This window comes from Kitasatospora sp. NPDC127111 (assembly GCF_042677465.1).
In the GTDB taxonomy this organism is placed as follows: domain Bacteria; phylum Actinomycetota; class Actinomycetes; order Streptomycetales; family Streptomycetaceae; genus Kitasatospora.
The window spans coordinates 24877-50610 of record NZ_JBHXTG010000044.1; the positions used below are offsets into that span (position 1 = coordinate 24877).

General features: G+C 73.0%; 26 protein-coding genes. 9 read left to right on the plus strand and 17 right to left on the minus strand.

Annotated elements, in window-relative coordinates; translation table 11 throughout:
- The 3 genes from ACFVHB_RS24590 to ACFVHB_RS24600 all read left to right on the plus strand — a co-directional run.
- A partial coding sequence (locus ACFVHB_RS24590; RefSeq protein WP_380326175.1) for an ALF repeat-containing protein occupies positions 1–941 on the plus strand: 941 nt, incomplete at its 5' end.
- Positions 942–1050: 109 nt separating this feature from the next.
- Positions 1051–1629 (plus strand): NADAR family protein, encoded by a 579-nt coding sequence (locus ACFVHB_RS24595; RefSeq protein WP_380326178.1) that lies wholly within the window; start codon positions 1051–1053, stop codon positions 1627–1629.
- Positions 1630–1944: 315 nt separating this feature from the next.
- Complete coding sequence (locus ACFVHB_RS24600) at positions 1945–3243, plus strand: hypothetical protein (RefSeq protein WP_380326181.1); 1299 nt, start codon at positions 1945–1947, stop codon at positions 3241–3243.
- A 79-nt stretch (positions 3244–3322) separates the two neighbouring features.
- Here ACFVHB_RS24600 and ACFVHB_RS24605 read toward each other — a convergent pair whose 3' ends face one another.
- Entirely contained in the window at positions 3323–4705 is a 1383-nt protein-coding gene (locus ACFVHB_RS24605; protein ID WP_380326184.1) for a glycine--tRNA ligase, read from the minus strand.
- Between the two features lie 217 nt (positions 4706–4922).
- On the opposite strand from ACFVHB_RS24605, the gene ACFVHB_RS24610 reads away from it, so the two are divergent.
- From ACFVHB_RS24610 to ACFVHB_RS24625, 4 genes are read left to right on the plus strand one after another with little or no spacing between them, the layout of a single operon-like run.
- Positions 4923–5930, plus strand: coding sequence for a metal ABC transporter substrate-binding protein (locus tag ACFVHB_RS24610; protein ID WP_380326187.1), 1008 nt, complete (start codon positions 4923–4925; stop codon positions 5928–5930).
- Positions 5931–5947: 17 nt separating this feature from the next.
- Positions 5948–6715, plus strand: a complete 768-nt coding sequence (locus ACFVHB_RS24615; protein WP_380326189.1) for a metal ABC transporter ATP-binding protein — start codon at positions 5948–5950, stop codon at positions 6713–6715.
- Positions 6712–7632: a metal ABC transporter permease gene (locus ACFVHB_RS24620; RefSeq protein WP_380326192.1), complete on the plus strand. Its 921-nt coding sequence runs from the start codon at positions 6712–6714 to the stop codon at positions 7630–7632. The genes ACFVHB_RS24615 and ACFVHB_RS24620 overlap by 4 nt, the downstream gene beginning before the upstream one ends.
- A gap of 35 nt (positions 7633–7667) precedes the next feature.
- On the plus strand, positions 7668–8078 hold the full coding sequence (locus ACFVHB_RS24625; protein WP_360196096.1) for a Fur family transcriptional regulator: 411 nt from the start codon (positions 7668–7670) through the stop codon (positions 8076–8078).
- 88 nt (positions 8079–8166) lie between these two features.
- Here the strand turns inward: ACFVHB_RS24625 and ACFVHB_RS24630 are convergent, their stop codons facing one another.
- The 4 genes from ACFVHB_RS24630 to leuA all read right to left on the minus strand — a co-directional run bounded on the left by ACFVHB_RS24630 (position 8167) and on the right by leuA (position 12756).
- The gene (locus ACFVHB_RS24630; protein WP_380326195.1) at positions 8167–9006 is read right to left on the minus strand and encodes an isoprenyl transferase; all 840 of its coding nucleotides are present in this window, start codon (positions 9004–9006) and stop codon (positions 8167–8169) included.
- Positions 9007–9010: 4 nt separating this feature from the next.
- Positions 9011–9757, minus strand: coding sequence for a DNA repair protein RecO (gene recO / locus ACFVHB_RS24635; RefSeq protein WP_380326198.1), 747 nt, complete (start codon positions 9755–9757; stop codon positions 9011–9013).
- A 259-nt stretch (positions 9758–10016) separates the two neighbouring features.
- On the minus strand, positions 10017–10709 hold the full coding sequence (locus ACFVHB_RS24640) for a TerB family tellurite resistance protein (protein WP_380326201.1): 693 nt from the start codon (positions 10707–10709) through the stop codon (positions 10017–10019).
- A 250-nt stretch (positions 10710–10959) separates the two neighbouring features.
- The gene (gene leuA / locus ACFVHB_RS24645; RefSeq protein WP_380326204.1) at positions 10960–12756 is read right to left on the minus strand and encodes a 2-isopropylmalate synthase; all 1797 of its coding nucleotides are present in this window, start codon (positions 12754–12756) and stop codon (positions 10960–10962) included.
- A gap of 335 nt (positions 12757–13091) precedes the next feature.
- Here leuA and ACFVHB_RS24650 point away from each other — a divergent pair, with 335 nt between their 5' ends.
- Positions 13092–14111, plus strand: a complete 1020-nt coding sequence (locus ACFVHB_RS24650; RefSeq protein ID WP_380326207.1) for a M4 family metallopeptidase — start codon at positions 13092–13094, stop codon at positions 14109–14111.
- A 170-nt stretch (positions 14112–14281) separates the two neighbouring features.
- Positions 14282–14548, plus strand: coding sequence for a protealysin inhibitor emfourin (locus ACFVHB_RS24655; RefSeq protein ID WP_380326210.1), 267 nt, complete (start codon positions 14282–14284; stop codon positions 14546–14548).
- A gap of 18 nt (positions 14549–14566) precedes the next feature.
- On the opposite strand, the gene era is transcribed toward ACFVHB_RS24655, so the two are convergent.
- The 12 genes from era to ACFVHB_RS24715 form a co-directional block, all read right to left on the minus strand.
- Positions 14567–15496, minus strand: a complete 930-nt coding sequence (gene era, locus ACFVHB_RS24660) for a GTPase Era (RefSeq protein ID WP_380326213.1) — start codon at positions 15494–15496, stop codon at positions 14567–14569.
- Between the two features lie 58 nt (positions 15497–15554).
- Positions 15555–15713: a hypothetical protein gene (locus tag ACFVHB_RS24665; protein WP_380326216.1), complete on the minus strand. Its 159-nt coding sequence runs from the start codon at positions 15711–15713 to the stop codon at positions 15555–15557.
- A gap of 163 nt (positions 15714–15876) precedes the next feature.
- Positions 15877–16230, minus strand: a complete 354-nt coding sequence (locus ACFVHB_RS24670; protein ID WP_380326219.1) for a cytidine deaminase — start codon at positions 16228–16230, stop codon at positions 15877–15879.
- Positions 16231–16313: 83 nt separating this feature from the next.
- A complete protein-coding gene (locus ACFVHB_RS24675) occupies positions 16314–16853 on the minus strand; it encodes a DUF4383 domain-containing protein (protein WP_380326222.1) in 540 nt (179 codons plus the stop codon).
- A 12-nt stretch (positions 16854–16865) separates the two neighbouring features.
- The gene (locus ACFVHB_RS24680) at positions 16866–17102 is read right to left on the minus strand and encodes a hypothetical protein (protein ID WP_380326225.1); all 237 of its coding nucleotides are present in this window, start codon (positions 17100–17102) and stop codon (positions 16866–16868) included.
- 32 nt (positions 17103–17134) lie between these two features.
- The gene (locus ACFVHB_RS24685) at positions 17135–18460 is read right to left on the minus strand and encodes a hemolysin family protein (RefSeq protein ID WP_380326228.1); all 1326 of its coding nucleotides are present in this window, start codon (positions 18458–18460) and stop codon (positions 17135–17137) included.
- Positions 18461–18479: 19 nt separating this feature from the next.
- Positions 18480–18974 carry an rRNA maturation RNase YbeY gene (gene ybeY, locus ACFVHB_RS24690; RefSeq protein WP_380326231.1) on the minus strand — a complete coding sequence of 165 codons (495 nt, stop codon included), beginning with the start codon at positions 18972–18974 and terminating at the stop codon, positions 18480–18482.
- A 14-nt stretch (positions 18975–18988) separates the two neighbouring features.
- Entirely contained in the window at positions 18989–20125 is a 1137-nt protein-coding gene (locus ACFVHB_RS24695) for a PhoH family protein (protein ID WP_380326234.1), read from the minus strand.
- 177 nt (positions 20126–20302) lie between these two features.
- Positions 20303–21226 (minus strand): ribonuclease Z, encoded by a 924-nt coding sequence (locus ACFVHB_RS24700; protein ID WP_380326237.1) that lies wholly within the window; start codon positions 21224–21226, stop codon positions 20303–20305.
- 5 nt (positions 21227–21231) lie between these two features.
- A complete protein-coding gene (locus tag ACFVHB_RS24705; RefSeq protein ID WP_380326239.1) occupies positions 21232–21585 on the minus strand; it encodes a histidine triad nucleotide-binding protein in 354 nt (117 codons plus the stop codon).
- Positions 21586–21643: 58 nt separating this feature from the next.
- Positions 21644–22357, minus strand: coding sequence for an RDD family protein (locus tag ACFVHB_RS24710; RefSeq protein WP_380326242.1), 714 nt, complete (start codon positions 22355–22357; stop codon positions 21644–21646).
- Positions 22358–22463: 106 nt separating this feature from the next.
- Entirely contained in the window at positions 22464–25730 is a 3267-nt protein-coding gene (locus ACFVHB_RS24715) for a PDZ domain-containing protein (RefSeq protein ID WP_380326245.1), read from the minus strand.
- Positions 25731–25734 lie beyond the last annotated feature (4 nt).

Consider the following 25734-nt stretch of genomic DNA (forward strand, 5'->3'; position numbering starts at 1 on the left):
ACGCCGCCTTCAACGGCACCTACGCGGACATCCTCTACTTCCTCGACAAGGGCCAGTACATCGCCCGCGCCGAGGACGAGGACCGCGCCGAGGTGCGGCGGATCCTGGCCGACCCGGCGTCCGGGCGCGGCGTCCGCGAGGCGGCCGAGAAGGCCCTCAAGGGCACCGCCGCCGACCTGCGGCACTTCCTCGAAGTCGACCTGGAGAAGAACCGCCAGGACGACAACCGGGTCAAGGCCGCCCAGATCATCGAAGCCGGCGGCCCCGCCGTGAAGAAGGCCGGCAACGCCGCCTTCAACGGCACCTACGCGGACATCCTCTACTTCCTCGACAAGGGCCAGTACATCGCCCGCGCCGAGGACGAGGACCGCGCCGAGGTGCAGCGGATCCTGGCCGACCAGCAGACCGGCCCCCGGGTCCGCGCGGCCGCGCAGAAGGCGCTCGACGGCACGCCCGCCGACCTCCACCGCTTCCTGGACAGCGAGTACCGGAGCCTGCGGGACAGCGACGCCCGGGTGAGGGTCTCCCAGGTCATGGAGACCGGTGGACCCGCCGTGCGGAAGGCCGCCCAGGCCGCGCTCGACGGCAGCTACAAGGACATCATGAAGTTCCTCGCCGAGGGCCTGGCCAAGGCCCGGGCCGAGGACGAGGCCAACGCGGCCAAGCCGACCCAGCCGGTGCAGCAGCAGAACCAGGGCAACGGCCAGACCGCCACCCAGGCCTCCAACGCCGCGACCACCGGTACCCACCCGGCCCCGGCCGTGGTGCCCGCGCCCGCGCCGGCCGCCGTCACCACGACCACCCGCCCGACCTCGTCCCAGCTCGCCGCCACCGGTGCCGGTGACGAGCTCGGCTGGGAGGCCGGCGGCGCCGCCGCGGCCGTCGCCGCGGGTGCGGCGCTGGTCGTCGCCTCCCGTCGCCGCCGGTCCGCCGAGGACTGATCGCGCACATCGAGGGTGCCCCGGCCGTCCCGGCCGGGGCACCCTCGCGTTTTCGCCGCCGGGATCAACGCATTGGCCGCCACCCACCCCTTTGTGTCAGTATGACGATATGAGTGAGAAGTACACGGGGGACCCGCTCGACACCCGCAACCGGGCCGAGCTGACCGCGGCGGTCGCGGCCGGCGCCCAGCCGAAGTGGCTGATGTTCTGGGGACACCGGCCGCAGAAGGACGGGTCGATCGGGCCGGGGTCGCTGAGCCAGTGGTGGCCGTCCGCGTTCACCGTCGACGGGGTCGGGTACGCCACCGCCGAGCACTGGATGATGGCCGGGAAGGCCCGGATGTTCGGGGACGACGAGATCGTGCCGCGGATCCTGGCGGCCCGCACCCCGGCCGAGGCGAAGAAGCTGGGCCGGCAGGTCAGGCGATTCGACGAACCCACCTGGGCCGCCGGGCGGTTCGAGCTCGTCGTCCAGGGCAACGTCGCCAAGTTCGGGCAGGACGAGGCCCTGCGCGAGTACCTCCTCGGCACCGGGAAGCGCGTCCTGGTCGAGGCCAGTCCGGTGGACCGGGTCTGGGGCATCGGGCTGGCGGCGGACGACGAGCGCGCGCAGCGGCCGGACGCCTGGCGCGGGGAGAACCTGCTCGGGTTCGCCCTGATGGAGGCCCGTACCCGACTGGCACGGTGAGCGTGACCGCCCCCGTACCGGACGGCACGGGGGCGGTCGCGTCGGGAGGGGAGCCGCGTTCGCCCTCGCCCCTGCTGTCGCGGCGCGAGGTCCCGGGGGGCGAGCGGCCCGGGCCCTAGGGCCGGACGGCGCCCGCGGACGGTCTGCGCGCCGGGCTCGCGCTCCTTCCCGCCCCCGCCCCCGCCCCCGCGATCCGGTACGGCGGCTCCTGGACTCCACTCGCAAACCGTTGGACGCACAGCCGTAACGCGGCCGCCGTATACCGACGCCAGGATGACCCGCAGTCAGGGTCGAGATGGACAGGGTGCGGCGATCATGCGGATACGGAACACAGAACAACCCACAGGTCGGCACATCGGTGAGAGCGAACAGGACGCGCTCGAACTGCGCGAGGAGCTGGACGAGTTACTACGAGCCCGGCAGTACGCCAATCAACGTGAACGACGGCTGGCCGAGGCCCTGCGGGCCGCGCCGGAGCGGCAGCGGCCGGACGGGGAGCTGCTGCGCCAGCTGGCGCAGGCGCGGACGCTGCGCGAAGGGCTCGGCGCGCGCTGCCTCGAACTGAGCGAGCAGCTCACGGCGTTGGAGGACCGTCTGCGCCAGCCGGCGCCCCGCGAACCCGGCACCCGCCGACCCACCGGCGCCCGCTTCGGGGGCGCGTACGAGGAGGCCCCCGCCCCCGTGGCCGAGCAGGAGCAGCACCCCGCTCCCCCGCCGCCCCCGGTCACCGGCGCCCGGTTCGGCAGGTCGCGCCCCCAGTCCCGGCCCCAGCCGAAGTCGCCGGCCCCACCCGGCCCCACCCCGACCGAGGCGGTCCCGCCCCCGCCGCCTCCCCCGGCCCCGAAGGCCCCGCGCCGCCGCTCCCCCGCCGAGCTCACCGCCCTCGCCGAGCGGATCGCCGGCCTGCACCGCCAGGGCGCCCACCCGGAGACCGCCGCCCTGCTGGGCCAGGCGGCCACCCTGCTCCTCCCGCCCGACACCGCCCACCTGGCCGGCCTGCTGGTCCGCGGCGGCCCGCCCGGCGCCTCCCTCCGACTGGCCCGCGGTGCGGCCCGGGGCGCCCCCGGACAGGTCGCCGGCACGCTCGCCGCCCTCCGCGCGGCCGGCCTGGGCGAGGAGGCCACCGAGCTGTTCCACGCCCTCTGGAGCTACCCGCCCGACACGCTGCCGGCGCTGCTGGCGGCGCTGGAGCGCGCCGGTCAGCACGCGGACAGCGCGACCCTGCTCTGGGAGTGGGGGTCCGCCCCCACCGCCGAACTGGCCGCCCTCGCCGCCGCGTTGGAGCGGGCCGGCCGCTCCGGCGACGCCCGGACGCTGCTGCGCCAGGCCGCCGGCCGGGCCACCGCCGACCTCGCCGCGCTGGCCACGACGCTGCCCGCACCGCTGCCCGCCGTCCTGCTGCGCGAGCTGGTGGTGCTGCGCCCGGCGGCCGAAGTGGTCCGGCTGGCCGCCGCGCTGACCGGCCTCCCGGAGTTGTACGGCGCGCTGCTCGCGGCCCTGGCCGAGGACGAGGGCCGGCACCGCACCACCCTCGCCGCCCTCCGCACGGCCGGCCTGCCCACCACCCCGGCCGCCCCGGCCCGCTCCCGCTGGGGCCGGCGCCAGGAACCCTAGGGACCGGCACCCGGCCCACGAACGCGGGGAGCCCCCGCCCGCCCGGAGGCGGAACGGGGGCTCCCCGGCGAGACGGTCGTCAGCAGCCGATCAGCCGCGCCGCCAGGTAGGACTTCACCTGGTCCAGCGAGACCCGCTCCTGCGACATGGTGTCGCGGTCGCGGACGGTCACCGCGTTGTCCTCCAGGGTGTCGAAGTCGACGGTGACGCAGAACGGCGTGCCGATCTCGTCCTGGCGGCGGTAGCGCTTGCCGATCGCGCCGGCGTCGTCGAACTCGACGTTCCACGCGGTGCGCAGGTCGGCGGCGAGGCCGCGGGCCTTCGGCGAGAGGTCGGCGTTGCGCGACAGCGGCAGCACCGCGACCTTGACCGGGGCCAGGCGCGGGTCGAGCCGCATGCCGACGCGCTTCTCCATGACGCCCTTGGCGTTCGGCGCCTCGTCCTCGAAGTACGCGTCGATCAGGAAGGCCAGCATGGCGCGGTTGAGGCCCGCCGCCGGCTCGATGACGTACGGGAAGTACCGCTCGCCGGACTCCTGGTCGAAGTACTTGAGGTCCTGGCCGGAGGCCTCGCTGTGCACCGTGAGGTCGTAGTCGGTGCGGTTGGCGATGCCCTCCAGCTCGGAGAACTCGCTGCCGCCGAAGTTGAAGCGGTACTCGATGTCCACCGTGCGCTTGGCGTAGTGGGAGAGCTTCTCCTTCGGGTGCTCGAAGAAGCGCATGTTCTCGGTGCGCAGGCCGAGGTCGACGTACCAGTCCCAGCGCTGCTGGAGCCAGTACTCGTGCCACTGCTCGTCCTCGCCCGGCTTGACGAAGAACTCCATCTCCATCTGCTCGAACTCGCGGGTGCGGAAGATGAAGTTGCCGGGGGTGATCTCGTTGCGGAAGCTCTTGCCGGTCTGGGCGATGCCGAACGGCGGCTTCTTGCGCGAGGTGGTCTGGACGGCCTTGAAGTTGGTGAAGATGCCCTGGGCGGTCTCCGGGCGCAGGTACGCCAGGCCGCTCGCCTCCTCGGTGACGCCGAGGTGGGTCTTCAGCATGCCGGAGAAGTCCTTGGGCTCGGTGAAGGAGCCCTTGGTGCCGCAGTCCGGGCAGTTGATGTCCTTGAGGCCGTTCGGCGGCGGGAAGCCGTGCTTGGCCTCGAACTTCTCCTCCAGGTGGTCGGCCCGGTGGCGCTTGTGGCAGGAGAGGCACTCGGTCAGCGGGTCGTTGAAGGTGGCGACGTGGCCGGAGGCCTCCCAGACCTCGCGGGCCAGGATCACCGACGAGTCGAGTCCGACGACGTCCTCACGGGCCTGGACCATCGCGCGCCACCACTGGCGCTTGATGTTCTCCTTCAGCTCGACGCCCAGCGGTCCGTAGTCCCAGGCGGCACGCGTGCCGCCGTAGATCTCGCTGCAGGGGTAGACGAAGCCACGGCGCTTGCTCAGGCTGACGATCGTGTCGATCTTGTCGGCGGCCACAGTGCTCTCTTCAGTACGACGGCACGGTCAGGGCACGGCTGGTTGCGCGTACCCGAATACCTCAGGTTACCGGCCCCATGGGTACGTGGTTCAAATCGGTATCGCCCGCCCCCTCCCACTCGTCGAGAAGTCCGGTCCGCACCCACTGGTCGCCACCCCCCGTTCACCCGTCCGAGTGATTTGACAATCATTTCCATCTAACCTGAGAATGGTTGTCATGATGATCCGACGACCTGTCCGCAGCGCCATAGCCCTGGCCGCCACCGCCCTCTCCGGCGCCCTCCTGCTCACCGCCTGCGGGAGCGAGGCGCGGGGCGCGGACGGCAAGCTGGACGTCGTCGCCTCCTTCTACCCGATGGAGTTCCTGGCCGCGCAGATCGGCGGCGAGCACGTGAAGGTCACCGACCTCACCGCGGCCGGCGTCGAACCGCACGACCTGGAGCTCACCGCCAAGCAGGTCGCGAAGGTCAAGAAGGCCGACGCCGTCGTCTACCTCAAGGGCCTCCAGCCCACCGTCGACAAGGCCGTCTCCGGCGCCAAGCACGTGATCGACGCCACCGCGGCCAGTCCGCTGGTCGACCACCACCTCGACGAGGGCCACGCCGAGGGCGACGGGCACGACCACGCCGGGCCCGCCGGCGACCCGCACCTCTGGCTCGACCCCACCCGGTACGCGGCGGTCGCCAGGAGCGTCGGCGCCGAGTTCGCCGAGGCCGACCCGGCGCACGCCGCCGACTACCAGCGGAACACCGACGAGCTGGTCGGCGAACTGACCGCCCTGGACGAGGACTTCAAGGCCGGCCTGAAGGACGCCAAGTCCCGGACCTTCGTCACCAGCCACGCCGCCTTCGGCTACCTCGCCGAGCACTACGGCCTCACCCAGGTCGCCATCAACGGCGTCGACCCCGAGTCCGAGCCCACCCCGGCCCGCCTCGCCGAGGTCCAGAAGGCCGCCAGGGACAACGGCGCCACCACCGTCTTCTTCGAGACCCTGGTGAGCCCCAAGCTCGCCGAGACCGTCGCCAAGGACCTCGGCCTCAAGACCGCCGTCCTGGACCCGCTGGAGGGCGTCAGGACCGACACCTCCGACGGCGCCGCCAAGGACGACTACCTGACCGTGATGCGGCGCAACCTCGCCAACCTGCAGGCCGCGCTCGGCGCGACCACCGCCGCACCCGGCGCCCCCGCGGCCGGCCCGGCGACCACCCCCGCGACCACCAGCTGACGGGACGACAGCACCCCATGACCCACCCGACACCCCCGGCCGTCCGTCTCGGCAACGCCGTCGCCTCCCGCGGCGGCCGGCCGGTGCTGCGCGGCGTCGACCTCACCGTGAACCCCGGCGAGGTCGTCGCCCTGCTCGGCGCCAACGGCTCCGGCAAGTCCACCACCGTCAAGGCCGTGATCGGCGCCGTCCCGCTGGAGCGGGGCGGTCTGGAGCTGTTCGGCACGCCGTTCGCCCGGTTCCGCGCCTGGCACCGGATCGGCTACGTGCCGCAGCGCACCACCGCCGCCTCCGGCGTCCCGGCCACCGTCCGCGAGGTGGTCTCCACCGGACGGCTGCCGCAGCACCGCCTGCTGCCGTTCCGCCGCAGGGACCGCGAGGCGGTGGACCGCGCCCTGGCCGCCGTCGGGATGCTCGACCGGGCCGGGGACGGCGTCGCCGACCTCTCCGGCGGCCAGCAGCAGCGGGTGCTGATCGCCCGCGCGCTGGTCGGCTCCCCCGACCTGCTGATCATGGACGAGCCGATGGCCGGCGTGGACGCCGCCAGCCAGCAGGTGCTCGCCGACACCCTGCGCGCCGAGGTCGCCCGCGGCACCGCCGTCCTGCTGGTGCTGCACGAACTCGGCCCGCTGGAGCCGCTGATCGACCGCGTGGTGCTGCTCCGCGACGGCTGCGTCGCCCACGACGGCCCGCCCGTCCCCAACACCGGCCTGCACGCCCTGCCCGGCCACGACCACGTCCACCCGCACGCGGACCTCCACCACCCCCAGGGACTGCTGGCATGACCGAGATGCTCAGTTACGACTTCATGCAGCGCGCCCTGATCGCCGCCGTCCTGGTCGGCTTCACCGCGCCCGCCGTCGGCATCTACCTGGTGCAGCGGCGGCAGGCCCTGATGGGCGACGGCATGGGCCACGTCGCCATGACCGGCGTCGGCCTCGGCTTCGTCTTCCAGACCAGCCCGGTCTGGATGGCCGTCCTGGTCTGCGTGCTCGGCGCCGTCACCATGGAACTCGTCCGCTCGCGCGGCAACCAGCGCGGCGACATCGCGCTGGCCGTGCTCTTCTACGGCGGCATGGCCTGCGGCAAGCTCCTGGTCTCCAAGTCCCCCCAGGGCAGCGCCACCAACCTGGAGAGCTACCTCTGGGGCTCCATCCTCACCGTGGACCCGGCCGACCTGGTCACCATCGCCGCCCTCGGCGCCGTGGTCATCGCCGTCACCGTCGGCCTGCGCCGCCAGCTCTTCGCGATCTGCCAGGACGAGGACTTCGCCCGCGTCACCGGCCTGCCGGTCCGCACCCTCAACCTGCTGCTCGCCGTGATGGCCGCGGTCACCGTCACCGTCGCCATGCGGGTCGTCGGCCTGCTGCTGGTCAGCGCGCTGATGGTGGTCCCGGTGGTCGCCGCCCAGCAGCTCACCCGCTCCTTCGCCGCCACCCAGGCCGCCTCGATCGCCCTCGGCGTCGTCGTCTCGCTGGCCGGCGTCACCGGCTCCTACCAGGCCGAACTGCCCCCCGGCCCGACCATCGTGCTGCTCGCCATCGTCGTCTTCGCGGTCTTCGGCGCGCTCGCCGCCCCGCTGGCCCGACGCCGGCACCGCACCGCGCCCGACGCCGGACCGCAGGTCTGCGACGTCCAACTGCCCTCCCCGGGCCCGTCCGACGCGACCACACCGGAGCGGAGGGCGGGGCTGGCACAATGAGGTGCGAGACGCCCACACCCCCAGGAGGACCCACGGTGACCACCGCAGGCCCGTCGCCGCGCGCCCGCTCGACCCGGCAGCGTGCCGCCGTCTCGGCGGCCCTGGACGAGATCGAGGACTTCCGCAGCGCGCAGGAGCTCCACGACATGCTCAAGCACCGCGGTGACTCGGTTGGCCTGACCACGGTCTACCGCACCCTGCAGTCGCTCGCCGACGCGGGCGAGGTGGACGTGCTGCGCACCGCCGACGGCGAGGCGGTCTACCGCCGGTGCAGCAGCGGGCACCACCACCACCTGGTCTGCCGCAGCTGCGGCGCCACCGTCGAGGTGGAGGGGCCGGCCGTCGAACGCTGGGCCAACTCCGTCGCCGCCGAGCACGGGTTCAGCGACATCGCGCACACCCTGGAGATCTTCGGCACCTGCCAGGAGTGCGCCAAGAAGGCCTGAGCCGCCGCGCCCGTCCGGAAGGCGCACCCGAACCGTGCGGAAGGGCCCGTGGGACGCGTCCCACGGGCCCTTCCGCACGTCGCTCCGGTCAGCGCTGCGCCGGCAGCCCCGCCGCCGCGGACACGTCGTTCGGGATCGCCCCGCCGAACCGGCGGTCGCGCATCGCGTACTGCTCGCAGGCCCGCCAGAGGTCCCGGCGGTCGAAGTCCGGCCAGAGCACGTCCTGGAACACGAACTCGGCGTACGCGGACTGCCAGAGCAGGAAGTTGGACGTCCGCTGCTCGCCGCTCGGGCGCAGGAAGAGGTCCACGTCCGGCATGTCCGGGTGGTACAGGTACTTGGCGATGGTCTTCTCGTTGACCTTCTTCGCGTCCAGCTTCCCGCTCGCGACGTCGGCCGCGATGGCCGCCGCGGCGTCCGTGATCTCGGCCCGGCCGCCGTAGTTGACGCACATGTAGAGCGTCACGGCGTCGTTCCCCTTGGTCTGCTCCTCGGCGACCTGGAGCTCCTGGACGACGCTCTTCCACAGCTTCGGCATCCGGCCCGCCCAGCGGATCCGCACGCCCATCGCGTCCATCTCGTCGCGGCGGCGGCGGATGACGTCCCGGTTGAAGTTCATCAGGAACTTCACCTCGTCGGGCGAGCGCTTCCAGTTCTCGGTGGAGAACGCGTACAGCGAGATGTTCTTCACGCCGAGCTCGATCGCGCCCGCCAGGACGTCGAGCACCACGCTCTCGCCGACCTTGTGGCCCTCGGTGCGCGGCAGCCCGCGCTCCTTGGCCCAGCGGCCGTTGCCGTCCATCACGATCGCGACGTGATCGGGGACCAGCTCGCCGGGGATCTTCGGGGGCTGGGCGCCACTGGGGTGCGGGGTCGGGGGGACGTACGCCCGCTGCTTGCCGCCGCCGAAGAGCCGTCGCGCTGCCATGTGCTCACTTCTCCACGTATCTCATCGAGCGGATGCCCCGCTCCAGGTGCCACTGCAGATAGGCCGCGACCAGGCCGCTGCCCTCCCGCCAGTACCTCGGCTCGCAGGTGTCGGCCGTCTGCCAGTCCCCTGACAGAAGCGCGCCGAGCAGTACCAGTGTCTCAGGGGAGGGTACGGCACATCCGGGCACTCGGCAGTCTCCGCAGAGCACACCGCCCGCCTGGAGCGAGAAGAACCGGTTCGGGCCCTCCAGACCGCACTTGGCGCAGTCGGTGAAGCTCGCGCCGTACCCGTTCACCGCGAGCGACCGGAGCAGGAAGGCGTCCAGTACCAGGTGCGACTCGTGCAGCCCGGCGGCCAGCGTGCGCAGGCCGCCCACCAGCAGCAGGTACTGCTGGACGGCCGGCTCGCCCTCGTTCTCGGCGAACCGTTCCGCCGTCTCCAGCATCGCCGTCCCGGCCGTGTAGCGGCCGTAGTCGGTGACGATCGAGCCGCCGTACGGGGCGATCGTCTCCACCTGGGTGCAGAGCGGCAGCCCGCGGCCGACCAGCTCGCTCCCCCGGCTGAAGAACTGCACGTCCACGTGCGAGAACGGCTCCAGCCGGGCCCCGAACTTGGACTTGGTCTTGCGCACCCCGCGCGCCACCGCGCGCACCTTGCCGTGCTGGCGGGTGAGCAGGGTGATGATCCGGTCGGCCTCACCGAGCTTCTGGGCCCGGAGCACCACGCCGTCGTCCCGGAACAGACTCATGCGCCCGCCCCGCGGCCGGCGTCGAACAGTACGGACATCCCACCATTGTCGCGCAGCGCGCGACCGGGAGCAGCCGTGTGGCCCGCACCGGGGCCCGTGGGGGTGTGCCCGGTCGGTGCGGGTCACGGCGGGCCCGGGAGGGGGGTGCGGGCCCGTTGTGTGGGGGTCTGGAACGGTTCGTGGAGCGCGGGGTGACGAGGGGTGCGGCGCCTCGGCGCGGCGACGGTTGCGGCGCGTCGGAGCGACGTGGGGTGCGGCGTCAGCGCGGGGCGCGGGTCGCCGCCTCCAGCAGCTCCCCCACCCGGGCCTGCGGCAGGTCCAGACAGCGCCCCACCGCGGCCAGCGCCTCGCGCTCCTGCGGCAGGTAGCGCCCGTCCGCCAGCGCGATCGCCGCGCCCTGCAGCAGCAGCCGCTCCCGGCCCTGGTGGGCGAGGTGCGGGGCGAGCGGTTCGAGCACCGCGTGCAGCTCCACGGCCAGGCCGCCGGCCTCCCCGAGCCCCCGGCCGGGCGGCGCACCGAGGTCGTGGGCGTCGTGGAGCTCCCCGCCGAGACCGGAGAGCGCGGCCAGCGCCGCCAGCACCTGGGCCTCGCCGCAGTCCTCGAACCCGGCCTCCCGGACGGCCGTGCAGGCCGCCTCGCGGGCCGCCCGGTGCGCGGTGCCGCCGGCCGCCAGCAGGGCCAGCGCCACGGTGTACTGGGCGTCGCGCAGCATTCCGCCGAGGCGGACGCAGGTCGGCTGTTCCAGGCTCTCCACCCCGTACCGGCCGTGGCAGGTGGTGCACTGCACACTGCCGAGGAGCGGGCCGAGCGGCAGCACCGGCGTGCCGAGCAGCCGCAGCCACCGCCGGCCGTGCTGCCGGCGGTAGTTGCGGTCCCCGCCACAGCCCGGGCAGAAGAAGTCGCCGAGAACGTCAGTCCGCCACCGCGGGCGGACACCCCACAACCCTGTCACGGCGCCACTCCCCAGACACGGCAGGCGGCCTGCACAACAATGGGCAGGTCACGCGACCGGACACCGCGGCCGTCCCACCGGCCCGGCTTTCCGGTGCGTCGATGTTGCCACGGTTACCGGCACGTGTCAGTACCTCGAACGGCTTCCGGACCGAAAAAATGTGGCGCAGGACACAGTGCCGGGCCCGCACCTGCCGGAACGCCGGCGGGCCGCCCCCCCAGGACGGCCCGCCGACTGCCACTCGTACGAACTACCCGCGCTGCGCGCGGTTGACGGCACTGGTCATCGCCTTCAGCGAGGCCAGCACGGTGTTGTTGTCGATGCCGACGCCCCACAGCACCTTGCCGTCCACGGCGCACTCGACGTACGCGGCCGCCTGGGCGTCGCCGCCCTCGCTCAGCGCGTGCTCCGCGTAGTCCAGCACCCGGACGTCCACGCCGATCTGGGCCAGCGCGTCGGCGAAGGCGGAGACCGGGCCGTTGCCGGTACCGGTCAGGGTCACCGGCGTGCCGTCCACCACGGCCCCCGCGATCAGCGCGTCCCGGCCGTCCTCGGTGGTCAGGGTGCGCGATCCGCTCAGCGCGATCCGGCCCCACGGGTTGCCGGTGGTCGGCAGGTACTCGTCCTCGAAGACCCGCCAGATCTCGGCCGGGGTGACCTCGCCGCCCTCGGCGTCGGTCTTGGCCTGGATGATCCGGGAGAACTCGATCTGCATCCGGCGCGGCAGGTCCAGCTTGTGGTCGTTCTTCAGGACGTACGCGACACCGCCCTTGCCGGACTGGCTGTTGACCCGGATGACCGCCTCGTAGGTGCGGCCGACGTCCTTCGGGTCGATCGGCAGGTACGGCACGCCCCAGGTGAACTCGTCCACCGGTACGCCGGCCGCCTTCGCGTCCGCCTCCAGGGCGTCGAAGCCCTTCTTGATGGCGTCCTGGTGCGAGCCGGAGAAGGAGGTGTACACCAGGTCGCCGGCGTACGGGTGGCGCGGGTGCACCTCCATCTGGTTGCAGTACTCGGCGGTGCGGCGCACCTCGTCGATGTCGGAGAAGTCGATCTGCGGGTCGACGCCCTGCGAGAACAGGTTCATGCCCAGGGTGACCAGGTCGACGTTGCCGGTCCGCTCGCCCTGCCCGAACAGGCAGCCCTCGATGCGGTCGGCGCCGGCCAGGTAGGCCAGCTCGGCGGAGGCGACGGCGGTGCCGCGGTCGTTGTGCGGGTGCACCGACAGGCAGACGTACTCGCGGCGCGACAGGTTGCGCGACATCCACTCGAACTGGTCGGCCTGGACGTTCGGGGTGGCCCGCTCGATGGTGGCCGGCAGGTTCAGGATGATCTCGCGGCCCTCGCCCGGCTGCCAGACGTCCATCACCGCCTCGCAGACCTCCAGGGCGAAGTCCAGCTCGGTGTCGACGAAGATCTCCGGCGAGTACTGGTAGCCGAAGACGGTGTCGTCGCCCAGCAGCTTCTCCGCGTACTCCATCACCAGCCGGGTGCCGTCGGTGGCGATCGCCTTGGTGGCCGCCTTGTCGTTGCGGAACACCACCCGGCGGAACAGCGGCGCGGTCGCGTTGTACAGGTGGACGGTCGCGCGCGGGGCACCGACCAGCGACTCGACGGTCTTCTCGATCAGCTCCTCGCGGGCCTGCGTCAGCACCGAGATGGTGACGTCCTCGGGGATCGCGTCCTCCTCGATCAGCGACCGCACGAAGGCGTGGTCGGTCGCGCCGGAGGAGGGGAAACCGACCTCGATCTCCTTGTAGCCCATCTTCACCAGCAGATCGAACATCTTCCGCTTGCGGGCCGGGGACATCGGGTCGATCAGCGCCTGGTTGCCGTCCCGCAGGTCGGTGGACAACCAGCGCGGCGCCTTGGTGATGACCTTCGACGGCCAGGTGCGGTCCGCCAGGTCGACGGTGCCGAACGGCAGGTAGCGGCCGTGGCGCATGCCCGCGGGCTGCTGGCGCACGGTCGCGGCGGTGATCGGGGTCGGGCGGTCGACGAACGCGCGGGCGGCGGGGATGGACGCGGCGGAGCTCTGCTCGGTCATGGAGGTGACTCTCGGCTTCCTGTGGATGCGGGGCGTGTCGGGGTGGGATGGACACCCGACTGGCCGGCCTGCTGCCGCTCGCGACCCCTCATCGGGTCGCCCGATTTCCTACGCGCACAGCACAGTCCCCGCGGCGAGGGAGCCGGCCCTTGGTGGACTACAGGCCCTCGACGCGGCAGCTAAGAAGAAGCAGCCCATTGCGCATGATGTGCTCCAGCGTAACCCAGGGCCGCGCGCCCCCGAAGCGACTCGGGCGCGCATTCCACTCCTTGAGACGGCAATCGGTTCTGTCCATGCCAGTGACAAGCGGTCACGGAGGCCTCACCCTTGGCCACATGACTGCCGCCGTGCCGCTCTGCGCGATCGTCCCGCCGTACGTCCTGGACCGCCTCGCCGAGGACGGTCACGAGCCCGCCGCCCGCTCCCTCGCCCTGGACGCCGTGCACCGCACGGCCCGCCTCACCGCCGTCGCCGACCGGCCCGGCTCCACCCCCCTGGACCGGGTGATCGCGGACGCCGCCCACGCCGAACGGCTGCCCGGCCGCACCGTCCGCCGGGAGGGCCAGGACCCCGTCACCGACCAGTCCGTCAACCACGCCTACGACGGCCTCGGCGCCACCTACGCGCTCTTCGCCGACGCCTACGGGCGCCGCTCGATCGACGACCAGGACCTGCGGCTGGACGCCACCGTCCACTACGGGCTCCACTACGACAACGCCTTCTGGGACGGCCGGCGCATGGTCTTCGGGGACGGCGACGGCGTGGTGTTCGGGGACTTCACCGCCTGCATCGACGTCATCGGCCACGAACTCACCCACGGCGTCACCCAGTTCACCGCCGGGCTGGAGTACCACGGCCAGTCGGGCGCGCTCAACGAGTCCGTCTCCGACGTCTTCGGCTCCCTGGTCAAGCAGTACGCGCTCCGCCAGGACGCCGCCGACGCGGACTGGCTGATCGGCGCCGGACTGCTCGCCCCCGGCGTGCAGGGGGTGGCGCTGCGCTCGATGAAGGCCCCCGGCACCGCGTACGACGACCCCCGGCTCGGCAAGGACCCGCAGCCGGCCCACCTGCGGGACTACGTGCGCACCGCCCAGGACAACGGCGGCGTGCACATCAACTCCGGCATCCCCAACCACGCCTTCTACCTGCTGGCCACCGCCCTCGGCGGCCCGGCCTGGGAGCGGGCCGGGCGGATCTGGTACGACGCGCTGACCGGCCGGCGGCTGCCCGCGACGGCCGACTTCACCGCCTTCGCCCGGGCCACCGTCGCGGCCGCCAGGGCCCGCTACCCGGAACCGGCGGTCGCCGACACCGTGACGGCGGCCTGGGCGCGGGTGGGCGTCAGCGCCGGCTGAAACCCCCCGCGCCCGGGCCGCACCACCGGCACCGCCGCACGGCCCGTACCGCCACCGCCCGAACCGCCCGAACCCGTTGAGCCGGGGTTGAGCCGGACTTAAGGCCCCCGAAGGTCAAGGTCCGGAAAAAACCCGGCAAACAACCATCCGTGCGTAGCACCATGGACACCATGCGTATCCAGGTGACCCGGACCGGCGGCCTCGCGGGCATCGTCCGCCGCGCGGAGCTCGACACCACCGAGCGGACGGACGCCCCGCACGTGCACGCACTCGCCCGAGAGGCCGTCGCGGGCGGGCTGCGCGCGCCCTCGTACGGGGTGCCGGACGGCTTCCACTACGAGATCACGGTGGACGGCCGCACCGTGCACTGCGCCGACCCCAAACTCACCGACTCGCAGCGGGAGTTGGTCTCCCTGGTGCTGCGCGAGGGGAGCTGAGGGCCCGGGCGGGCCCGGTCAGAAGCCCAGCTTGCGCAGCTGCTTCGGGTCCCGCTGCCAGTCCTTGGCCACCTTGACGTGCAGGTCCAGGTAGACCGGCGTGCCGAGCAGCGCCTCGATGTGCTTGCGGGCGGTGGTGCCGACGTGCTTGAGCCGGGAGCCCTTGGCGCCGATCACGATCGCCTTCTGGCTCTGCCGCTCGATGTAGACGTTGGCGTGGATGTCCAGCAGCGGGCGGTCCGCCGGGCGGCCCTCGCGCGGGATCATCTCCTCGACCACCACGGCCAGCGAGTGCGGCAGCTCGTCCCGGACGCCCTCCAGCGCCGCCTCGCGGATCAGCTCGGCGACCATGATCTGCTCGGGCTCGTCGGTGAGGTCGCCGTCCGGGTAGAGCGGCATGCCCTCCGGGAGCAGCTTGGTGATCAGCTCGGCGACCAGGTCCACCTGCTTGTCGCCGACGGCGGAGACCGGGATGATCTCGGCCCACTCGATGCCCAGCTCGACGCCGAGCTGCTGGATCGCGATCAGCTGCTCGGCCAGCCGCTTGGAGTCGACCAGGTCGGTCTTGGTGACGATGGCCACCTTGGGGGTCTTCTTGATCTCGGCGAGTTCCTTGGCGATGAACTTGTCGCCGGGGCCGAGCTTCTGGTCGGCGGGAAGGCAGAAGCCGATCACGTCGACCTCGGCCCAGGTGGTGCGGACCAGGTCGTTCAGGCGCTCGCCGAGCAGGGTGCGGGGCTTGTGCAGGCCGGGGGTGTCGACCAGGACGAGCTGGGCGTCCGGGCGGTGCACGATGCCGCGGACGGTGTGCCGGGTGGTCTGCGGGCGGTCGGAGGTGATCGCGACCTTCGTCCCCACCAGGGCGTTGGTCAGGGTCGACTTGCCCGCGTTGGGCCGGCCGACGAAGCACGCGAAGCCGGAGCGGTACGAGGAGGAAGGGGCACTCATGCGCACCATTCTCCCTGATGGACGAAGCGGTGCCGTCCGGGCCCGCCGCCGCCGGGTGTCAGCCCTTGCCGCCGTCCCGTGAGGTGAGCGCGGTGACCACCACCAGCAGCAGGAAGGCGAGCGAGCCCCAGAGCCACCAGGGCGAGCCGGTCTCCTGCCATTTGCCCATTCCCATCACGAACAGCAGCAGCCCGGCGAAGAACGCCATCGCCCCCATGTCCCCAGCCCCCTCGTGCCCAGCCCCCTCACCGAAGCTCCTCGGTGAGATTATCGGCTGAGCGGATGGGTGCTTCCGCCCGCACCGGCGTTTTCGCCGGGCCGCCCGTCCCCCCGGGCGGCCTCAACGGGCTTCAGCGGGCCTCAGCAGGCCTCAACGAGCCTCAGCGGGCCTCGACCGACACCTTCAGCACCCCGTCCGGCCCGGCCAGCAGCACCGGCGTCCCGGCCCCACCGAGGTCGCGCACCGCCGCCAGGTCCGCCTCGGCCGGCTCGCCGGCCTCGCTCACCACGGCCGCAGCCTCCAGCGACTTCGCGCCGCTGGCCACCGCCATCGCCACCGCCGTCTGCAGCGCGCTGAGCCGCAGCGACTCCAACGCGACCGTCCCGGCCACGTAGGTGCGCCCGGTCTCGTCACGCACCGCGGCCCCCTCCGGGACGCCGTTGCGGGCGCGGGCGGAGCGGGCCAGGGTGATGATCTTCTTGTCTTCGGGGTCGAGCTCGACGATGTCACTCATGCCGCCGAGCATAGGCCGCGGCCCCGACCGGCGGCCCGGCGGCTCAGTGCCTCAGAGCCGCGCGGGCGCACCGGTGCCGGGGCTCAGTGGCCGATCGGGTTGGGCGGTCCGGGCCGCATCACCTTCACGAAGGTCTTGGGACCGGACGGCAGCGGCTCCTCGCCCTCGACGCGCTTGCGCCAGTACGGGTTGTCGTGGGGCAGATGGCTGCTGACCCGCCCGTACATCCCGAACGTGGTGATCACCAGGCCGAAGACGAAGGCGAACAGCACGTTGGACATCCGGAAGTTCAGGATGTTGGCGTCCGGCCGCCCGAGCACCGTCAGCCCGTAGAAGCCGGAGAGCACGAACAGCACGCCCACCGCCATGTTCACGTTGGCGGCGAAGTTCCCGCCGATCACGGCGCCGAGCACCAGCACCCCGCCCATCACGATGGAGAGGATGCTGAGCGCCCCGTTGGTGGATAGCCCGGCGACCTCGTCACCGCTCGTGGACAGGAAGCCCGGGTGGCCGGAAAGCCCGAGGCAGCCGAACACGATCAGGAAGACTCCCCCGAGCCCCGCCCCGATCCGCCAGACCGTGACGAGCCTGTGGTCGACGGGCAGTTCGTCTTGCAGCTTCATGGTGACCTCCGCCTAGCTGTAGGGGTGGGCTCCCTGCATGTGTGGCACCTCGTGCATGTACAACGAGCCGCACTGCTGGCAGCACCGGAGCCCGGTCCCCCACTCCTGCTCCGGCCGGGTCTCGGCGTCGTCCGGCATGGTGCGCCCGCACAGGGCCGTGGCGGGATCGCCGTCCCGCACCACGTGCCAGACCGTGGCCCCGCCCGCCGTCCCCTGCGGCCCGTACTCCGCGCGCAGTAGATGAGTCATGCCCTCATCGTCGCCCCGCGGCCGCCCGGACGCTACTCGCCGCCGTCCTCGTCGGCCAGGGAGGGGCGGCGGACCGGGGTGGCGACCATGGAGCCGACCCGGTTGCGGCGGCCGGCGGAGCTCTCCGCGATCAGACGGATCCCGGTGAGGTCGGTGACCGCCTCCTCGGGGACCGGGATCTCGCAGGACGAGCCCGGGATCGGCACCCGGCCGAGGTGCTTGGCGAGCAGGCCGCCGACGGTCTCGATGTCCTCGTCCTCCAGCTCGATGCCGAACAGCTCGCCGAGGTCCTCGACCAGCAGGCGGGCGGTGATCCGGTAGGAGCCGTCGCCGAGGTCCTCGACCGGCGCGATCTCCCGGTCGTACTCGTCGGTGATCTCGCCGACGATCTCCTCCAGGATGTCCTCGATGGTGACCAGCCCGGCGGTGCCGCCGTACTCGTCGATCACGATCGCCACGTGCGAGCGGCGCTGCTGCATCTCGCGCAGCAGGTCGCCGGCCGCCTTGGAGTCCGGGACGAAGACGGCCGGCCGCATCACGGTGCCGACCTCCTCGGACTCGGACTCCCGGTTGATGTGGGTGCGGCGCACGAGGTCCTTGAGGTAGACGATGCCGACCACGTCGTCCTCGTTGTCGCCGACCACCGGGATGCGCGAGAAACCGGAGCGCAGCGCCAGGGTGAGCGCCTGCCGGACGGTCTTGTGCCGCTCGATCATCACCAGATCGGTGCGCGGCACCATCACCTCGCGGACGATGGTGTCGCCCAGCTCGAAGACCGAGTGCACCATCCGGCGCTCCTCGTCCTCGATCACGTCGTTCTTCTCGGCCAGGTCGACCAGGGCGCGCAGCTCCGCCTCGGAGGCGAACGGGCCCTCCTTGTACCCCTTGCCGGGGGTCAGCGCGTTGCCGAGCAGGATCAGCAGCCGCGGGATCGGGCCGAGCACCGCGGCCAGCGGCAGCAGCACGTAGGAGGCCGCGGTCGAGGTGGTCAGCGGGTGCTGGCGCCCGATCGTGCGCGGCGAGACGCCGACCGCCACGAAGGAGACCAGCACCATCACGCCGAACGCCAGCAGCACGGCCTGCCAGGTGGTGTCCAGGTTCCGCACGCACACGACGGTGACCAGGACGGCCGCCCCCATCTCGCTGGCCACCCGGATCAGGGTGGCCAGGTTGAGGTAGCGGATCGGGTCGGAGGCCACGGTCAGCAGCCGGGCCGAACCGCGCCGCCCGGCGCGGACCGCCTCCTCCGCGCGGAACCGGGAGACCCGGGAGATGCCCGCCTCGGCGCACGCGGCCAGCCAGCCGAGGACGACGAGCAGCACGGCACCGAGGATGAAGCTCGTACTCTCACCACTCACAGGGGTTCGGGCTCCGCGCTCAGTGGGTGGTGGGGGCCGGGGAGATGCCGCCGAGGCCGCGGCCGGCCCGCCAGCCGTCGAGGATCGCCTTCTGGAGGCCGAACATCTCCTCCTCCTCGTCCGGCTCCTCGTGGTCGTAGCCGAGCACGTGCAGCACCCCGTGGACGGTGAGCAGCTGCAGCTCCTCGTCCATCGAGTGCTGGGACGGCGCCGCCTTGCCCTGCTGCTCGGCGACCTCGGGGCAGAGCACGATGTCGCCGAGCAGGCCCTGCGGCAGCTCCTCGCCCTCCTTGCCGGGGCGCAGCTCGTCCATGGGGAAGGACATCACGTCGGTGGGGCCCGGGAGGTCCATCCACTGGATGTGCAGCTCCTCCATCGCCGCACTGTCCACCAGGATCACGGACAGTTCGGACTGCGGGTGGATCCGCATCTTGTCCAGTGCGTAGCGGGCGACGTCGAGGATGGCTTCCTCGTCGGCGTCCCAACCGGACTCGTTGGCGATGTCGATCGACATGACGGGCTGGTTACTCAGCTTTCGGTGCGATGGGACTGTCGGGGTGCGCGCGGCGCGGTGGTCTTGCCGGGCCGGCGCTGGGCGGTCTTGCGGGCGGCCTGCGGGGTGCTCTCCCCGGCCTCCTGCCGGGCGTCCCAGCGCTCGTACGCGTCCACGATCCGGCCGACCAGCTTGTGGCGGACCACGTCGGTGCTGGTGAGGACGGAGAAGTGGATGTCGGGCACGTCGGCCAGGATCTCCTGGACGACCTTGAGGCCGCTGCGGGTGCCGGCCGGGAGGTCGATCTGGCTGGTGTCGCCGGTGACGACCACCCGGGAGTTGAACCCGAGGCGGGTGAGGAACATCTTGATCTGCTCGGGCGAGGTGTTCTGGGCCTCGTCGAGGATGATGAAGGCGTCGTTGAGGGTGCGGCCGCGCATGTAGGCGAGCGGGGCGACCTCGATGGTGCCGGCCGCCATCAGGCGCGGGATGGAGTCCGGGTCCATCATGTCGTGCAGCGCGTCGTAGAGCGGGCGCAGGTACGGGTCGATCTTCTCGTAGAGGGTGCCGGGCAGGAAGCCCAGCCGCTCCCCCGCCTCGACGGCCGGGCGGGTGAGGATGATCCGGTTGACCTCCTTGGCCTGGAGGGCCTGGACGGCCTTGGCCATGGCCAGGTAGGTCTTGCCGGTGCCCGCCGGCCCGAGGCCGAAGGTGATCGTGTGCTTGTCGATCGCCTCGACGTAGCGCTGCTGGTTGAGGGTCTTGGGGCGGATGGTGCGGCCCCGGTTGGACAGGATGTTCGCGGTGAACACCTGGGACGGCGCCGGGCTGTCCGGGTCGTCCACGGCGCTCCGGAGCATGGCGATGGAGCGCTCCACGGAGTCCTCCGTCAAGGGTTGGCCGGTGCGCAGCACCAGCATCATCTCGTTGAAGAGCTGCTGGACGAGGGCGACCTCGGCACGCTCTCCGGTGGCGGTCACCTCGTTGCCGCGGACGTGGATGTCGGCGGCGGGGAAGCCCCGCTCGATCACCCGGAGCAGCGAGTCCGCGGCGCCGAGCAGGGTGACCATCGGGTGCTTCTCGGGGATGACGATCCGGGCGCTGACACGGCCGTCGTCGGCCGGATCGGGCCGCGACTGTCCGTTCGTGCGGGTCTGCGATGTGTCACTCATAGGTCGGCGCTGGGGCCTGCCTCATCCCATCCGTGTCTCGTGGGCCGCTCGGTCTCTCCGGGGCACCAGGGTACGCCGCGAGCGTGATCGCCGCGGCGGGCGGCGGGGCCGCACCCGACGATGCTGCGGCAGATCGCGGGGCGGCGCGAGCGGTTTTCCGCCGGCGGGCGACCGGCCTCACGGGTGCCGTCTGGGCGGAACGGATACCCGGGCGAGGTCCTCGGCAAGCACGATCGGGCCGTCGAAGTGCTTGCGCGCGTCGGCCAGGTGCTGGCCGAGGTCCGGGTAGCGCTGGGAGAAGTGGGTGAGGACGAGGGTGCGGGCCCCGGCCTCGGCGGCGACCTTGGCGGCCTGGCCGGCGGTGAGGTGGCCGTGGTCCTCGGCGAGCCGGGCGTCGGCGTCGGTGAAGGTCGACTCGATGACCAGCAGGTCGGCGCCCTCGGCGAGCTCGTGGACGCCCTCGCAGAGCCGGGTGTCCATCACGAAGGCGAAGCGCTGGCCGGGCCGGGGCTCGCTGACCTGGTCCAGGGTGACCCGCCGGCCGTCCCGCTCGATCACGCCCTGGTGCTGCAGCCGGCCGACGTCCGGGCCGGCGATGCCGAGGGCGGCGAGCCGCGCGGGGACCAGCCGGCGTCCGTCCGGTTCGGTGAGCCGGTAGCCGAAGGACTCGACCGGGTGCGAGAGCCGGACGGCGTCCAGCGCGAACCGGGCGCCGGGGGCGGGCAGCGGGCCGGGCTCGTCGATCGGGCGCGGGCGCAGCACGGCCGTCTCGTGGTACGCGGTGGCGTACCGCAGCCGCTCGAAGTAGACCTCGCCGGACGCCGGGAAGTAGACGTCCACCGGGTGCGGCACCTTGTCCAGGTTGATCCGCTGGACCACCCCGGCGAGTCCCAGGCTGTGGTCGCCGTGGAAGTGCGTGACGGCGATCCGGGTGATCTGGGTGGCGGAGACCCCGGCGTGCAGCATCTGCCGCTGGGTGCCCTCGCCGGGGTCGAACAGCAGGCCCTCGCCGTCCCAGCGCAGCAGGTAGCCGTTGTGGTTGCGGTGCCGGGTCGGCACCTGGCTGGCCGTGCCGAGGACGACGAGTTCGCGCTGGGACACGCCGGTCAGACCATGCGCTCGGTCATCGAAACGCCGCCGAGCAGGTGGAGGTGGGCGTGGAAGACGGTCTGGCCCGCACCGGCACCGGTGTTGAAGATCAGCCGGTAGTCGGCCAGCCCCTCGTCCTCGGCGACCCGGCCGGCCTCGGCGAGCAGCTCGCCGGCGATCTCCGGCTCGGCGGCGGCCAGCGCGGCGGCGTTCGGGTAGTGGACGTGCGGGATCACCAGGACGTGGGTCGGGGCCTTCGGGGCGATGTCCCGGAAGGCGAGGGTGCGCTCGGTCTTGCGCACCACGGTGGCCGGGATCTCGCCGGCCACGATCTTGCAGAACAGGCAGTCGGGCTGCGGCTCGCCGGCCATCGGGGTCTCCTCGCGGGGTCGGTCGGAAAGGGGGGAGGTCGGGGCGTACGGCCGCATGCTAGCCGAGCCGCCCGGTCGCCTGCTGGTACTCCCGCAGGTGCTTCCAGCGGACCACGCGGACGCCCATGAACTCCTCGTCCTCGTAGTCCTCGGTGATCAGGGAGATCGCGATGATGACGAAGCCGAGCGCCCAGCGCTTGGTGAGCCGCCGGGTGTTCGGGCGGCTGCCGTCCTTCTTGCGGATCACCCGCAGCGCCATCAGGCCCTTGCCCACGCTGAAGCCGAGGAGGCGGCCGAGCACCACCTGGTTGACGAAGGAGGCGCCGAAGCCGGCCACGAGGAGGGTGCCGAAGTAGGCGCCCGCGTGGTCGACCTTCGAACCTCCGGCGGCCTTGGCGGCGACGAAGCCGAGCACGACGGCGAGCAGCCAGTCGACGAGGATCGCGGGGTAGCGCCGGAATCCGCTCGCCTCCTCCGGCCGGGGCACCCGGGCGCCGTTCGGCTGCTGCGGCGCGTGCCCGTACGGCTGCCCCTGGTGGGGCTGCTGCCCCTGGTACGGCGGGGCCTGCTGGTACTGCTGCTGCGGCGGGTACGGCTGCTGGTGCTGCGGGGCCTGCTGCGGCGGGTACGGCTGCGGGGCCTGCTGGTACGGCGGCTGGCCCGGGTACGGCTGCTGCGGCGGGTACGGCTGTCCGCCGTAGGGGTTCTGGCCGTACGGGTTCTGCGCGTACTGCTGCTGGCCGTACGAACCCGGTGGATATCCCTGCGCCATTGCCGTGCCCCCGTGAATGCGGTGATCAAGAACAGCCCCGCATCCTACTCACCGCGGGGAGCGGGAAGCCGCCCCGTCCGACTTCCCGCTCCGGCCCGCTCCGGCTCTACTGCCAGGGCATCGGCGGGGCGACCTTGGCCGGGGTCTCGGCGAGTGCGGCCAGGGCGATCCGGACGCCCTCGGCGAGCTGCGGGTCCTCCCCGGCCGCGTACTGGTGCGGCGCGATCGGCACCTCGACGTCCGGGTCGACCCCGTGGTTCTCCACGCCCCAGCCGTAACCCTCCATCCAGAAGGCGTACTTGGGCTGGGTCACCAGGGTGCCGTCGACCAGCGTGTACCGGCTGTCGATGCCGATCACGCCGCCCCACGTCCGGGTGCCGACCACCGGGCCGAGCCCCAGCGCCTGGATCGCGGCGTTGACGATGTCGCCGTCCGAGCCGGAGTACTCGTCGGCCAGCGCCACCACCGGCCCGCGCGGGGCGTCGCCGGGGTAGGGCACCGGGCTGGCGATGTCCCGGGCGACGTCCCAGCCGACGATCCGGCGGGCCAGCTTCTCGATCACCAGCTGCGAGGTGTGGCCGCCGCGGTTCTCCCGGATGTCGACGATCACGCCCTCCTTCGCCATCTCCGACCGCAGGTCGCGGTGGATCTGCGCCCAGCCGGCCACCTGCATGTCGGGGACGTGCAGGTAGCCGAGGCGGCCGCCGGACAGCTCCCGGACGGCGGCCCGCCGTCCGGCCACCCAGTCGTGGTAACGCAGCGGCTCGTCGTCGGCGAGCGGCACGACCACCGGGTGGCGCTGGTCGGTGCCGTCCTTGCCGGCCACGGTGAGCTCGACCGGTTGCCCGGCGGTGCCGGCCAGCAGCGGCGCCGGGCCGGCCACCGGGTCGACCGGGCGGCCGTTGACGGCGAGGACGGCGTCGCCCGGGCGGACGGCGACGCCGGGCGCGGCCAGCGGCGAGCGGGCCCGCGGGTCGGACGACTCGCCGGGCAGGATCCGGGCGATCCGCCAGACCTCGCCGTCCTTGACCAGGTCGGCGCCGAGCCTGCCCTGCCGGCGGGCCGCCTCGGTGTGGACGCCGTGCGCCACCACGTAGGCGTGCGAGGTGCCCAGCTCGCCGTGCACCTCCCAGAGCAGGTCGACCAGGTCGTCCTTCGAGCCGAGCCGGTCCACCAGCGGCCGGTAGCGGGCGAGCACGCCGTCCCAGTCGACGCCGGCGAGGTCGGGGCGCCAGAAGTTGTCGCGCATCAGGCGGCCGTTCTCGTCGTACATCTGCCGCCACTCGGCCGCCGGGTCGACGGTGACCCGCAGCCGCTCCAGGTCGACCGCGATCTCGTCGTCGTCCCCGGACGCCTTGTGGTCGGCGGGGACGATCCGCAGCTCGCCCTCGTCCAGGACGGCCAGCCGGGTGCCGTCGCCGCTGACCGCGAAGCCGTCCAGGCCGTCGACCAGGTGCTCGGCGCGGCGCTTGCGGAAGTCGAACCGCTCCAGGGTCGGGCGCGGCCGCTCGTCCTCCAGCGAGGCCGCCTCGTCGCCGAGTTCGCCGATCAGCGGGACCCTCGTCCAGAGCACGCCGTCCTTGGCCGCCTTCAGGCTGCCGAAGCGGCCGCCCTCGACCGGGAAGGGGATGATCCGGTCGGCGATGCCGTCCAGGTCGACCCGGGTGGCCGGCGGCGCGTCGGCGGCGCCCTCCTCGCCGTCGGCCTTCTTGCCCCGCGGCTCGTCCTCCTCGCCGCCGACCGGCCGCCCGGCGCGCTGCGGCCCGAACGGGGACGGCGTGTCGGCGGCCAGCGTGACCAGGTACGGGCGGCAGCCGTTCGGGAAGGACAGGTCGAAGACGTGCGAGTCGTAGACCGGGTCGAAGTTGCGCACCGAGAGGAAGGCCAGGTGCTTGCCGTCCGCCGTGAACGCGGGCGAGGTGTCGACGAACCGCTGCGGGGTGACCTCGCTGACCGTCCGGGTGGCCAGGTTGGCCAGCACGATCTGGCGCAGCGAGAAGGCGCCCAGCCCCGGGGTCGGCTGCGACCAGGCCAGCCAGGCCGAGTCCGGGCTGAACGCCAGCCCGCTGACCTCGCCGTCGGTGCTGCGGGCCAGCTCGTGCACGGCGCCGTCGGCCAGCGTGACCAGCAGCACCCGGCCGTCGTGCGAGCCGACCGCGGCCTGCTTGCCGTCCGGTGACACCAGCAGGCCGCGGACCCGGCCGAGCTGCCCGGCGGCCAGCCGGCGGCGCTCGGTGCCCAGCACGGCGGGGGCGTACTCCAGCGCGTCGTCGCCCTCGGCGTCGGTCACCCAGAGCACGCCCTGGGCGCCGTCCTCGCCGGGCACCACCCGGGCCAGCCGGCCGCGCACGCCGGGCGTCTCGTCCAGCACCCGGGCCGGGCCCTCCCGGTGGGTCAGCCAGTGCACGGTGCCGCGGACGACGACGGCGCCGGCCCGGCCGGTGCGGTCGGGGGCGGCGGTCTCCAGCCAGTGGGCGGCGTGGACCGGGCGGGGGCGGCGGCCGGCCCGCGGACCGGCCAGCGGGACGTCCAGCCGGCGCGGCTCGGCGGCGGCCGTGCCGTCCGGGCCGCCCAGGCCGTCGAGCAGCCAGAGGTCACCGGCGCTGTGCCAGATCACCCGGGTGCCGTCGGTGGTGGCGGTGCGGGCGTAGAAGCCCTCCGGCGAGGTGGTGTGGCGGCGCAGGTCGGTGCCGTCCGGGAGGCTGGAGTACAGCTCGCCGACGCCCTCGTGGTCGGAGAGGAACGCGATCCGGGACGCGCCGGGCCCGCCCACCCACAACGGGGACTCGATGTGCCCGTCCAGCTCCTGGTGGATCCGGACGAACTCCTCGGCGCCGATCCAGAGCTTGCCCACCCGGCCGCCGCGGTAGCGCTTCCACCAGGCCGGCTCCGTGCCGAAGGCGGAGACCAGCAGCGTCCGGTCGCCGCCCGGCTCGAAGGCCAGGCCGCCGACCGGCCCGTACGGCAGCCGGACCGGCTCGCCGCCGTCCAGCGGCACGGCGTGGGCCCAGGTGCGGCGCAGGGTGGCCTGCCCGGCGGAGGTGGTGGCGATCGGCCGGCCGTCGGCCGTCCAGCCCTGGAGCTGCGTCTGGTCGCTGCCCCAGTACGTCAGCCGGCGGGACGGGCCGCCGTCCACCGGGGCGACGTGCACCTCGGGCGCGCCGTCCCGGGTGGAGGTGAAGGCGACGTACCGGCCGTCCGGGGAGAACCGCGGCCGCCGGACCGGGACGTGATCGGCCGTCAGCCGCCAGGCCCGGCCGCCGTCCAGCGGGGCGAGCCAGACGTCGTTCTCGGCCACGAAGGTGACCAGGTCACCGTGCAGGTGAGGGTGGCGCAGGTAGGCGCCCGCTGAGGTGCTCCGGGTTTCGCTCACACGG

Coding starts and splice junctions, on each gene's coding strand:
- ACFVHB_RS24595 (WP_380326178.1), top strand. CDS start 1,051: ATGAGTGAGAAGTACACGGGGGACCCGCTCGACACCCGCAACCGGGCC.
- ACFVHB_RS24600 (WP_380326181.1), top strand. CDS start 1,945: ATGCGGATACGGAACACAGAACAACCCACAGGTCGGCACATCGGTGAG.
- ACFVHB_RS24610 (WP_380326187.1), top strand. CDS start 4,923: ATGATGATCCGACGACCTGTCCGCAGCGCCATAGCCCTGGCCGCCACC.
- ACFVHB_RS24615 (WP_380326189.1), top strand. CDS start 5,948: ATGACCCACCCGACACCCCCGGCCGTCCGTCTCGGCAACGCCGTCGCC.
- ACFVHB_RS24620 (WP_380326192.1), top strand. CDS start 6,712: ATGACCGAGATGCTCAGTTACGACTTCATGCAGCGCGCCCTGATCGCC.
- ACFVHB_RS24630 (WP_380326195.1), bottom strand. CDS start 9,006: ATGGCAGCGCGACGGCTCTTCGGCGGCGGCAAGCAGCGGGCGTACGTC.
- recO (WP_380326198.1), bottom strand. CDS start 9,757: ATGAGTCTGTTCCGGGACGACGGCGTGGTGCTCCGGGCCCAGAAGCTC.
- leuA (WP_380326204.1), bottom strand. CDS start 12,756: ATGACCGAGCAGAGCTCCGCCGCGTCCATCCCCGCCGCCCGCGCGTTC.
- ACFVHB_RS24650 (WP_380326207.1), top strand. CDS start 13,092: ATGACTGCCGCCGTGCCGCTCTGCGCGATCGTCCCGCCGTACGTCCTG.
- ACFVHB_RS24655 (WP_380326210.1), top strand. CDS start 14,282: ATGCGTATCCAGGTGACCCGGACCGGCGGCCTCGCGGGCATCGTCCGC.
- era (WP_380326213.1), bottom strand. CDS start 15,496: ATGAGTGCCCCTTCCTCCTCGTACCGCTCCGGCTTCGCGTGCTTCGTC.
- ACFVHB_RS24665 (WP_380326216.1), bottom strand. CDS start 15,713: ATGGGGGCGATGGCGTTCTTCGCCGGGCTGCTGCTGTTCGTGATGGGA.
- ACFVHB_RS24670 (WP_380326219.1), bottom strand. CDS start 16,230: ATGAGTGACATCGTCGAGCTCGACCCCGAAGACAAGAAGATCATCACC.
- ACFVHB_RS24675 (WP_380326222.1), bottom strand. CDS start 16,853: ATGAAGCTGCAAGACGAACTGCCCGTCGACCACAGGCTCGTCACGGTC.
- ACFVHB_RS24680 (WP_380326225.1), bottom strand. CDS start 17,102: ATGACTCATCTACTGCGCGCGGAGTACGGGCCGCAGGGGACGGCGGGC.
- ybeY (WP_380326231.1), bottom strand. CDS start 18,974: ATGTCGATCGACATCGCCAACGAGTCCGGTTGGGACGCCGACGAGGAA.
- ACFVHB_RS24695 (WP_380326234.1), bottom strand. CDS start 20,125: ATGAGTGACACATCGCAGACCCGCACGAACGGACAGTCGCGGCCCGAT.
- ACFVHB_RS24705 (WP_380326239.1), bottom strand. CDS start 21,585: ATGGCCGGCGAGCCGCAGCCCGACTGCCTGTTCTGCAAGATCGTGGCC.
- ACFVHB_RS24710 (WP_380326242.1), bottom strand. CDS start 22,357: ATGGCGCAGGGATATCCACCGGGTTCGTACGGCCAGCAGCAGTACGCG.